General features: G+C 66.7%; 10 protein-coding genes. 5 read left to right on the top strand and 5 right to left on the bottom strand.

Going from position 1 to position 10,683, the window contains the following annotated elements; genetic code table 11:
* Positions 1 to 614 (bottom strand): asparagine synthetase B family protein (locus tag VN856_RS06340; protein ID WP_414686885.1); only part of this gene is annotated, 614 nt, incomplete at its 3' end.
* A gap of 196 nt (positions 615 to 810) precedes the next feature.
* Here VN856_RS06340 and VN856_RS06335 point away from each other — a divergent pair.
* The 4 genes from VN856_RS06335 to VN856_RS06320 all read left to right on the top strand — a co-directional run bounded on the left by VN856_RS06335 (position 811) and on the right by VN856_RS06320 (position 4,010).
* Complete coding sequence (locus VN856_RS06335; RefSeq protein WP_414686884.1) at positions 811 to 1,887, top strand: cytochrome c oxidase subunit II; 1,077 nt, start codon at positions 811 to 813, stop codon at positions 1,885 to 1,887.
* A gap of 8 nt (positions 1,888 to 1,895) precedes the next feature.
* On the top strand, positions 1,896 to 2,315 hold the full coding sequence (locus VN856_RS06330; protein WP_325687241.1) for a cytochrome c oxidase subunit 4: 420 nt from the start codon (positions 1,896 to 1,898) through the stop codon (positions 2,313 to 2,315).
* 184 nt (positions 2,316 to 2,499) lie between these two features.
* On the top strand, positions 2,500 to 3,393 hold the full coding sequence (locus VN856_RS06325) for an MmpS family transport accessory protein (RefSeq protein WP_325687239.1): 894 nt from the start codon (positions 2,500 to 2,502) through the stop codon (positions 3,391 to 3,393).
* Positions 3,390 to 4,010 carry a DUF2561 family protein gene (locus VN856_RS06320; RefSeq protein ID WP_414686886.1) on the top strand — a complete coding sequence of 207 codons (621 nt, stop codon included), beginning with the start codon at positions 3,390 to 3,392 and terminating at the stop codon, positions 4,008 to 4,010. The genes VN856_RS06325 and VN856_RS06320 overlap by 4 nt, the downstream gene beginning before the upstream one ends.
* Positions 4,011 to 4,059: 49 nt before the next feature.
* Here the strand turns inward: VN856_RS06320 and VN856_RS06315 are convergent, their stop codons facing one another.
* The 4 genes from VN856_RS06315 to VN856_RS06300 are packed head-to-tail and all read right to left on the bottom strand — an operon-like array spanning position 4,060 to position 8,382.
* The gene (locus VN856_RS06315; RefSeq protein ID WP_325687235.1) at positions 4,060 to 5,745 is read right to left on the bottom strand and encodes a cytochrome bc complex cytochrome b subunit; all 1,686 of its coding nucleotides are present in this window, start codon (positions 5,743 to 5,745) and stop codon (positions 4,060 to 4,062) included.
* Complete coding sequence (locus tag VN856_RS06310; protein ID WP_325687233.1) at positions 5,742 to 6,911, bottom strand: ubiquinol-cytochrome c reductase iron-sulfur subunit; 1,170 nt, start codon at positions 6,909 to 6,911, stop codon at positions 5,742 to 5,744. The genes VN856_RS06315 and VN856_RS06310 overlap by 4 nt, the downstream gene beginning before the upstream one ends.
* On the bottom strand, positions 6,908 to 7,741 hold the full coding sequence (locus VN856_RS06305) for a c-type cytochrome (RefSeq protein WP_414686883.1): 834 nt from the start codon (positions 7,739 to 7,741) through the stop codon (positions 6,908 to 6,910). Before VN856_RS06305 ends, VN856_RS06310 begins: the two co-directional genes overlap by 4 nt.
* 29 nt (positions 7,742 to 7,770) lie before the next feature.
* The gene (locus VN856_RS06300; RefSeq protein ID WP_325687229.1) at positions 7,771 to 8,382 is read right to left on the bottom strand and encodes a heme-copper oxidase subunit III; all 612 of its coding nucleotides are present in this window, start codon (positions 8,380 to 8,382) and stop codon (positions 7,771 to 7,773) included.
* Between the two features lie 185 nt (positions 8,383 to 8,567).
* Here VN856_RS06300 and trpD point away from each other — a divergent pair, with 185 nt between their 5' ends.
* Complete coding sequence (gene trpD, locus VN856_RS06295) at positions 8,568 to 9,656, top strand: anthranilate phosphoribosyltransferase (protein WP_325687228.1); 1,089 nt, start codon at positions 8,568 to 8,570, stop codon at positions 9,654 to 9,656.
* Positions 9,657 to 10,683: the final 1,027 nt, after the last annotated feature.

The following is a 10,683-nucleotide window of genomic DNA, read 5'->3' as shown; positions in this document are numbered from 1 at the left end:
ACGTACTGCAGCACTATGTAGTGCTGAACGGCACGATCGTCGATCGTGGTGTCGAATCCCACCAGGTCGGCCAGTTCCAGCAGGCATTTCTTCTCGCTGGCCACGGCGGTGCCACCGGTCCCGGTGGCCATGAACAGCGGCTTGATGCCGAAAGGATCTCGGGCACAGAACAATTCGCCGGTCACGGTGTCCCATAACGCGAAGGCGAACATGCCCCGCAGCCGCATCAAGGCATCGGCGCCCCAATGGTGGTACGCGGCGACGATGGCCTCCCCGTCGCCGTCGGTGGCGAAAACCGCGCCGTGCCGCTCGGCGAGTTCGGCTCGCAACTCCAGGTAGTTGTAGATCTCGCCGTTGAACACCAACTCGTAGCGGTCGGGGCTCTCCGGCGGACCCCAGCGCAGCGGCTGATGCGAATGGGCGATGTCGATGATGGACAGCCGGTTGAAACCGAATACGACGGTCCCGGCCGGGTCGACCCAGGTGCCCGGTTCGTCGGGTCCGCGGTGGCGCATCAGGTGGGACGCCTGCGCGATGGCCTCGGCCGTGGCGTGCCCGCTGCTCGGCGGCTCGGCGCCGGCCACGGCAGCCACGAAGGCCAGCAGTCCACACATCGCCGCTCAGTATGCCGCAAACTTGGCGGCCCCTGGATGCCGCACGACGCGATCGCGACGGCCGGCGGGCCTCCGCACGGCTGTGCTGCGTGCGTGGTCTACGCTGCGTAGTATTCGACGTGCGAGTCAGCCGACAGTCCCCTTGACCGGGGGATGCGCATTGTCGGCCCAGCTTGTGAATCAGGGAGGCGCGACCGTGACATCTCGCGGGCCAGGCTGTTCGCAGGGCTTGTTGAAGAGCCGTTCGGCAGGGCTTCGTCGGCTTCGGCTGCCGGTACTGGCCGGCATGCTGGGCTTGCTGGCGGTGAGCCTGAGCGGATGCAGTTGGTCGGACGCATTCGCGCTCGGCTGGCCCCGGGGCATCACCACAGAGGGCGACTGGAACCGCCAGCTGTGGATCGGCGCGGTCATCGCGTCGCTGGTGGTCGGTGTGCTCGTGTGGGGCTTGATGTTCTGGGCGATCGCGTTCCACCGGCACAAGGCCACCGACACCGAACTGCCCCGCCAGTTCGGTTACAACATGCCGTTGGAGCTGGTTCTCACGGTGACACCGTTCCTGATCATCTCGGTGCTGTTCTACTTCACCGTGGTGGTGCAGGAGAAGATGTTGCACCTGGCGTCGGATCCCGAGGTCGTCGTCGACGTCACCTCCTTCCAGTGGAATTGGAAGTTCGGCTACCAGAAGGTCGATTTCAAGGACGGCACGCTGAAGTACGACGGAGCCGACCCGGCCCGCAAAGCGGCGATGGTCTCCAAGCCCGAGGGCAAAGACTCCCACGGAGAGGAACTTGTCGGCCCGGTCCGCGGGCTGAACACCGAGGACCGCACCTACCTCAACTTCGACAAGGTCGAGACAGTCGGCACCAGCACGGAGATCCCGGTGCTGGTGTTGCCGGCCGGCAAGCGGATCGAGTTCCAGCTCGCGTCGGCGGATGTGATCCACGGTTTCTGGGTGCCGGAGTTCCTGTTCAAGCGTGACGTGATGCCCGACCCCGCGGCCAACCACTCGGTCAACGTCTTCCAGGTCGAGCAGATCAACCGCACCGGGGCGTTCGTGGGTCGCTGCGCGGAGATGTGCGGGACCTATCACTCGATGATGAACTTCGAGGTCCGGGTGGTCCAGCCCAACGACTTCAAGGCCTACCTGCTGCAACGGTCCGCCGGAAAGACGAATGCCCAGGCGTTGCAGGGCATCGCGCAGTCTCCGCTCGCGGTCACCACTCACCCGTTCGACACCCGCCGCGGCGAGTTGGCGCCGCAAGCGAGCAAGTAGGGGAACCCATGCACATCGAAGCCAGGCTGTTCGAGTTCATCGCGGCGTTCTTCGTCTTCTGCACGATCCTTTACGGCATTCTGACCAGCCTGTTCGCCACTGGCGGCATTGAATGGGCCGGTACCACGGCCCTGGCGCTGACCAGCGGTATGGCGTTGATCATCGCGACATTCTTCCGCTTCGTGGCCCGTCGCCTCGACACCCGGCCCGAGGACTACGAAGGCGCTGAGATCAGTGACGGCGCAGGAGAACTGGGCTTCTTCAGCCCGCACAGCTGGTGGCCGATCCTGATCGCGCTGTCGGGCTCGGTGGCGGCCGTCGGCATCGCACTGTGGCTACCGTGGTTGATCGGCGCCGGTGTTGTGTTCATCCTGAGTTCGGCGGCCGGGTTGGTCTTCGAGTACTACGTGGGGCCCGAGAAGCACTAGCCGACGTCGGCAAAGGTCACAATCAGGGCGTCAGTTGATCCGTGACCGGGTCGCCCAGAATGTCATGCGAGATCCGGTTGGGTAGGGTTTGCCGAGGCACAATGAGGAACATCGGGGCGCGCGTTCAACAATTCAACCGCGGTGCTGCGTACGCCGATGAAGTAGTCGAACAGGACAGACGATCATGAGCGGGCCGAATCCACCCGGACCAGAGTCCGAACAACTGGAACCCGGCGTCGAGCCCAGCCAAGGCGGCGGCGAATTCGAGCGTGGGGACACCGAATTCGCCGCGGGCGCGGGGGAGGCCGACCCGGAAGGCCAGACCGGTCAGACCGACGTCTATTCGCGGGCTTACTCGGCCCCGGAGTCCGAACACATCAGCAGCGGACCTTACGTGCCCGCGAACCTTGATCTCTACGACTACGACAACTACGACGAAGCGGCTCACGCGGCGGAAGCCAGTACCGCCCGCTGGCCGTGGATCGTCGGAATCGCCGCGATCGTCGCGGCGATTGCCCTCGTAGTCTCGGTGTCCCTGCTGTTCGCCCGCACCGACACGACCAAGGTGGCGACGCCCAGCACCGCGCCCACGTCGACGCCGCCGATGCAGGACGAGATCATCGTCACGACGCCGCCGCCTGCGTCACCGTCGCCGTCCAGCGAGCCTCCGCCTCCGCCGCCGTCCAGCGAGGCGCCGCCGCCACCCCCGGCGCCGGCTCCCGCGCCGGCTCCGGCTCCGGCCCCAGCTCCGGCTCCGGCACCGCCGCCCGCACCGCCCGCACCGGCGCCTCCGCCGGCGCCGGCCGGGCCCAAGCAGTACACCTATTCGGTCACCGGCACCAAGGCGCCGTTCGACCAAATCACGATCACCTATACCGATGCCTCGGGGATGCGGCGGACGCTGTCCAACGTCTACATCCCGTGGACGATCACGCTCACACCGATCTCGGCGTCTGACGTCGGTTCGATCGAGGCGTCCAGCTTGCTGCGCCTGAGCAAGCTCAACTGCAAGGTCACTGCTAGCGACGGAACGGTGTTGTCGGCCAACGAGAATAATCAACCGCAAGTCAACTGCTGATGGATCGATACTCGCAAGCCTGGGGCGGGCGCGGAAAGGTCTCGCCGGCCACGGCCGACCGCATCGCGATCGGGTCATGCGCTGTCATCTGGCTGGTTCTGGTGGGGGTGAGCGTCGCGGCGCTCGTTGCGCTGATGGATCTGGGCCGGGGTTTCCACGCTGCGAAGGGGAACCCGCACACCTCGTCGGTGCTGTACGCGATCATCATCATCTCGGCGCTGATCATTTTGGCGGCGATCCCCATGCTGTTGCGGGCCCGGCGAATCACCCGGGACGGACCGGCCGCTGCATCGGCCGGGTCGCCGGCGCGCACCGTCAGCGCCCGGTCGATCAGGTCCGGGTCATTGGCCGGGCAGAGTGCTACCGAGCGATTGACGACCCACCGACCGGCGTTAGCCGACGCCGAGGTGGACCGCTTCTGGCTGCGCGGCACCGCGGCACTGATGGGCGCCATGGGGGCGGCGCTGCTCGCGGTTGCATCGGCGACTTATGCGATGGCGATCGGCCACGATGCCTATTCGTGGACCGGCTACGGAATTGCCGGGGCCATCACGCTGGTGATGCCGCTGATTCCCTGGCGGCAGGTGCGCCAGCTTCGCGGCATGCTCGCCGGCTGACCGCCCGCTCAGACCGCTTGGCGTTTAACGGCTTTAGCCGCAATGACGGCTAGTGGTGGCCGTTCGTTGACCCGTTGCCGTTGCTGCCGTCCTGGTGCTCCCGCAACGCGGTGAGCGCACGCTGCTCGGAGGCGTGGTGGGCTTCGGACAACGCTGCGTCCTCCGAGACCGGGTCGGCGAACAGGAAGCTGCCGGAGCCGGGGGAGCCGGCGGAGCCGAGCTTGTTCATCTTCACCGGGACCGGAGCGCCTTGGTACTCCAGCGGGATCGGGTGGCCGTGGTCGTCGACCGGTCCCAACGGCTGGTGCAGTTCGATGTAGGCGCCGTGCGGCAGGCGTTTGATGATGCCGGTTTCGACGCCGTGCTCGAGGACGGCGCGGTCGCTGCGCTGCAACCCGATACACCAGCGGTAGGTGATGAAGTAGATGAACGGCGGCAACACGATCATGCCGATGCGGCCGATCCAGGTGGTCGCGTTCAACGAGATGTGGAACTTCAGCGCGAGGACGTCGTTCATCGCCGACAGCGTGAGCACCATGTAGAAGGCGATGGCCATCGCTCCGATGGACGTCCGCACCGGCACGTCCCGTGGACGCTGCAGCAGGTTGTGGTGGGCGTTGTCGCCGCTGAACCGCTTCTCCAGGAACGGGTAGACGATCAGCAGCCCGAAGATCACTCCCATGAGTATTGCGACCCAGACCACGGCCGGGATGGTGTGGCCCATCGGGTAGAACTCCCAGGCCGGCCAGATACGGGCCAGGCCCTCGGTCCACATCATGTAGAAGTCGGGCTGGGATCCCGCCGACACGTGGGATGGCTTGTAGGGGCCCAGGTTCCAGATCGGGTTGATCTGCAGCAGGCCGCCCATCAGGCCGAGGATGCCGGTGGTCAGGGCGAAGAAGGCGCCGGATTTCACCGCGAAGACCGGCATGACCCGCACGCCGACGACGTTGTTTTCGGTGCGGCCGGGGCCGGGGAACTGGGTGTGCTTCTGGAACCAGACGAACGCCAGGTGCGCACCGATCAGCGCCAGGATGATGCCCGGTAGCAGCAGGATGTGCAGCCCGTACATCCGCGGAATGATGTAGCCGGCCGCAGTACAGTCGTCTCCCGCACCGCCGCAAGGGAAGTCGCCGCCGAACAGCGCCCAGTGCAGCCACGTGCCGATCACCGGCATTCCCATCGTGATCGACGAGAGTGCGGCGCGCAATCCGATGCCGGACAGCAGGTCGTCGGGCAGCGAGTAGCCGAAGTAGCCCTCGAACATCGACAGGATCAGCAGCAGTGAACCGATGATCCAGTTGGCTTCTCGCGGCCGGCGGAACGCGCCGGTGAAGAAGATCCGGGCCAGGTGCACCATGATCGACGCCGAGAACATCAGTGCGGCCCAGTGGTGGACCTGCCGCACGAACAGACCGCCGCGCACCTCGAAGCTGATGTCGAGCGCCGACGCGAATGCCTTCGACATCCCGACCCCGCGCAGCGGTTCATAGACGCCGTTGTAGGTGACGTCCTGCATGGAGGGGTCGAAGAACAGCGTCAGGTACACACCGGTCAGCAGCAGCACGACGAAGCTGTACATCGCGATCTCGCCGAGCAGGAACGACCAGTGCGTCGGGAAGACTTTGTTGAGCTGGCGCCGCGTCGCGGCCGACAGGTGATAACGCGAGTCGACGGCATTGCCCTGACCGGCCATGATGTCGCCAACGCTGGGGGGACTCAGTTTTGGACTCATGTTTTGCGCTCCCAAAATGCCGGTCCGACAGGTTCGATGAAATCACCGTTAGCGACGAGATACCCATCGGCGTCAATTGTTATCGGCAGTTGCGCCAACGCGCGCGCGGCGGGGCCGAAAATCGGCTTCGCGTAATGCAATGCGTCGAACTGCGACTGGTGGCACGGGCACAGAATGCGGTAGTCCTGCTGCTCGTACAGCGACGCGGGACAGCCCAGGTGCGAGCAGACCTTGGTGTAGGCGAACAGCTCGCCGAAGTTGAAGCTCTCCTGGCCCTTGCGTTTGACCACCCTGGGCAGGTCGGTGGCCTTGACACGGATCAGCATCACCGGGTTTCGGACCGCGGCCAGGATCCGGGTGAGCTTCTCGTGCGACTCCACCGTGGTGCCGTCGCCGTCGGACTCGCGCCACGGGAAGACGGTCTCCATTCCGCCGGCATCGAGGTCTTCGGCGCGCATCTTGATGAACGGCGCCCCCTCGCTTTCGCCGGTGGCCCGGGCCAGGTAGATGGTTTCGCCGTGAAAGCGGGGTGTCCAGCCTGAGGTCCACAGCACGGCCTTTTTGCCGTCGGCCGTCTGCACCACCGGTTTCCAAGGGTTCTTGATCAGCCCGCCGGCAAACGCCACCAGAGTGCCGAGCCCGAACGCTCCCAGGCCCGCGCCGAGTGACAGACCGATCAGCTTGCGGCGCCGCAGCGTGGAACCTTCCAAAGCGTCGGTCAGGTTGGCGGTCACAGTTTTGCGATCGATCTCATCCGATCCGGCCGCGCCGTAGTGGCGCTCCTGGATCGAAATCTCTTCGGGGATGAACTTTTTCTGGAAGAGCACCGCCCCGATCGCGATGCACAACACGGACCCGCCGAACGTCAGACCGTAGAGCGGGGTGGCCAGCGAGTATGCGAGGCTGCCGGACGATCCGTTCGGTTGGTACTCCCACGGCCAGAACAGGAACACCAGCAGCAGCGCCAACCCGAGTAACCCACCCAGCAAAAGCCAGATGGCCACCAGGCGCTCGGCGCGCTTTTCGGCCTTGGTACCGGGAACCGGCCAGCGCGGCTCCTTGAAGACGGTCTCGACGCCGTCGAGCCGGCCGCCTAGCTCGACGAGTTCCTCACGCGACATGGCGTTCAGTTCGGCGTCGGTGGGGTGTCCGCTCTCGTTGGTCATGATCGCGCCCCAATCCACAGCGCCGCGCCGATGACGGCGACCATCCCGATGATCCACGCCACCATGCCCTCGGGGGCGGGCCCGAAGCCGCCCAGGCCGTTGCCGCCGGGACTTTTAGCCTCGGTCACATTTTTCACGTAGGCGATGATGTCTTTCTTCGCGTCGAAGGAGAGCTGACGGTCGGAAAACTTCGGCATGTTCTGCGGCCCGGTGCGCATCGCGTCGAGGATTTGCTGCTCGTTGGCCGGCTCCAACTCGGGAGCGAACTTGCCCGACGACAGCGCGCCGCCCTTGCCGGTGAAGTTGTGGCACGAGGAGCAGTTGAGCCGGAACAGGTCGCCGCCGCGGCCCAGGTCGCCGCCGCGCAGCGACTGCATCGCGATGCTGCCGTCGGCGTTGCGCTCGATGGTCGGTCCGCCACCGTTGGCCTGCACGTAGGCGCCCAGCGCGTCGATCTGAGACTCGTCGAAAATCGGCTCTTTGCGCATCGCCTGCGCCTCGCCACGCATGGCGGGCATCCGGCCGCTGGACACCTGGAAGTAGACCGCAGCCTCGCCGACGCCGATCAGGCTGGGCCCGCGGTCGGGCACACCCTGCAGGTTGGCGCCGTGGCAGGTCACGCACGACGTGTCGAAAAGCTGCTTGCCCGTTCGCAATAGCGCCGAGGAAGACTCGTCGGCAACCGCTACCTGCGGGCTGGGGGTCAGGACCGCGGCCAGCCCGCCGGCTACCACCAGAGCCAACACCAGCAGCAGCCCAGCCGAGAACCGGCGGCGCAGGCGGCGGCGCGCCCGGTCACTCAGCGATCGGTTCAACCCCAGTTTCTTCAACCGAGCACTCCTGTTCTTACGCATGCTGGTCAACGGATGAAATAGATCGTGGCGAACAGTGCGATCCAGACGATGTCGACGAAGTGCCAGTAGTAGGAGACGACGATCGACGCGGTGGCCTGCGCTGGGGTGAACTTGCTCATCGTGGTGCGGGCCAGCAGGAAGATGAAGGCGATCAGCCCGCCGATGACGTGCAACCCGTGGAAACCGGTGGCCAGGTAGAACACGCTGCCGTAAGCGCTGGAGGGGATCGTGGTCCCGTGGCTCATCAGGTGGTGGTACTCGTAGCCCTGACCGAGCACGAAGAACAACCCCATCGCAAAGGTCAGCAGATACCAGCGGCGCAGCCCGAACACGTCACCGCGCTCGGCTGCGAACACGCCCATCTGGCAGGTGAACGATGAGGCGATCAGCACCAGCGTGACCGGTACCGCCTGATACAGGTTCAGCTCGGTCGGCGGAGGCGGCCAGTTGCCCGCCGCCTGCGCCCGCGCGGTGAAGTAGAAGGCGAACAGTCCAGCAAAGAACATCAACTCACTGGAAAGCCAGACTATGGTGCCGACACTGACCATATTTGGGCGGTTGAGCGAATGTACGCGCGCCGTGATTGCTGTACCCGAGGTCCCTACCGCACTCGTCACCCCGCAAGTATGACGCTTTGTAGTTGTCGACCTCCACCCGGGGCGGCAATTTGGTGTGCGAAATTCATGTCGATCCGCCGCCCTCGCCTGGCTGCGCCATTCGTCTGGCCGCCAGGGGCCGGTTGATGGTGACCCGCTGTGCCCGGCTTCGCCGCGCTGGCGATCGCCATGGGACCATTTGGGGTGTGGCGGCGTCATCGTCGGAGCCATCTCAGCGGCCCCCGGAAACGGCGCTGTCGTGGCCGCGTGTGCTCGAGGTTTTGACCGCGGGGCACGACCTGCCGCGCGGACAGGCCGGCTGGGCCATGGAGCAGATCATGACCGGATCCGCCACGCAGGCGCAGCTCGCGGCCTTCGCCGTGGCGATGAAGATGAAGGCGCCCACCGCGGCAGAAGTGGCCGAACTGGCCGACGCGATGCTGCAGCACGGCCTCAGGCTGCCCACCGAGCAGATCGGGACCGAGACCGTCGACATCGTCGGTACCGGTGGCGACGGCGTCAACACCGTCAACCTCTCGACGATGGCGGCGATCGTCGTGGCGGCCAGCGGCATTCCGGTGGTCAAGCACGGCAACCGCGCGTCGTCGTCGCTGGCCGGCGGAGCCGACACGCTGGAAGCGCTTGGCGTACGCATCGACCTGGGTCCCGAGGACGTCGCGCGCAGCGTCGCCGAAGTCGGTATCGGGTTCTGCTTCGCACCGCGGTTCCATCCCTCGTATCGGCACGCATCGGCGGTGCGGCGTGAGATCGGTGTGCCGACCGTCTTCAATTTGCTTGGGCCGCTTACAAATCCGGGTCAGCCGCGGGCCGGCCTGATTGGTTGTGCCTTCGCGGAGCTGGCCGAGGTGATGGCGGGAGTTTTCGCCGCGCGTCAGTCCAGCGTGCTGGTGGTCCACGGCGACGACGGTCTCGACGAGCTGACCACCACCACGACGAGCACCATCTGGCGGGTCCAATCCGGCACGGTGGACATGCTGAAATTCGATCCCGCCGGGTTCGGGTTCGCGCGCGCCGACCTCGATCAGCTACTGGGCGGTGACGCGGCCGCCAACGCCGCGGAGGCACGTTCGATGCTGGCCGGGGCCAAGGGCCCGGTCCGCGACGCCGTGGTGCTGAACGCCGCGGGCGCGATCGTGGCCCATGCCGGGCTATCCAGCCGCGCCGAGTGGCTGCCGGCGTGGGAGGACGGGCTTGCCCGGGCCGTCGACGCCATCGACAGCGGAGCGGCCGAACAGCTGCTCGCGCGATGGGTGCGGTTCGGTCAGCAGCTCTGAGTCGCGGCTGGTGACGGCCTGCTCGGCGGCCACCCGCGCGGAGCGGGCCGACGCGGCCCACTCGGCCCACGGCCCCGCGGACCGCAATTTGGTGCACCAACCCTCGTCGCCCGTCACGGACACGATGCGTACCCCCGGGGCCGTCAGCCAGCGTGCGACCAGCGCGGTCTCTTCGACCAGCGCGCCGCCCAGCGGCGCGGGCTGCGGCAACACCACTTGCGCACCGGCCCGGATCGCGTCGATCACGGGCATCGGCGGCACGCCGCGGCGGGCCATCCCAGCGGCGGCGAGCTGGCCATGCCGGATAACGGCGAGCTGCCAGCCGCCCTCGCCGTCGGGAGCCGCGGCCACCAGCTCGGCCACGGCGGCCAGCGCGCGCAGGCGCTGACCGCGCCAGAGCACCTCGACCGCGGCCACGGTGTGATCGCGCAACCGGGCGGCGCTCTCGTAGCGCTGACGCCCGGCCAGCTCGGCGATCCGACGCACCGCCTCCGCCAGCGCGGCGTTGTCCACACCGTCGATCAGCGCCGCGGCGCGACCGGCCGTCGGCGCGTACTGGGCCGCGGTCACATCACGTCCGGCGGGGCACGGCGACACCTCGTGCTGCGGGCAGGCCGGCCCGTGCAGCACCGTGCGGGCCAACCGCTTGGTGCAGCTGCGCACACCGGTCAGCCGCGCCAGCAGGTCCGCGGTGTCGGCGGCGTCGGCACGGGACCTGAACGGGCCGACCGCACGGTCGTGGCGCGGCGTGCGCACAGGCGAAAACCGGGGAAACGCCTCATCGCTCAGCACCACCCACCACCAGCGGTGCGGGAATTTCGATCTCCGGTTGTAGGGCGGGGCGTGCGCGGCCAGCATCCGTAGCTCACGGACGCCGGCTTCCAGCGCGTGCGCGCATTCGACGTGCTCGACGGAGCCGGCCAACGTGACCATCTCTTTGATCCGGGTCCGCTGATCTGAGCCGTTGAAGTACTGACTTACCCTGCGCCGCAAGTTAATTGCGGTGCCGACGTAGAGCACCTCATTG

It is taken from the genome of Mycobacterium sp. (assembly GCF_035603715.1).
In the GTDB taxonomy this organism is placed as follows: Bacteria; Actinomycetota; Actinomycetes; order Mycobacteriales; family Mycobacteriaceae; genus Mycobacterium.
This window is presented reverse-complemented; position numbering and strand designations above follow the sequence as displayed.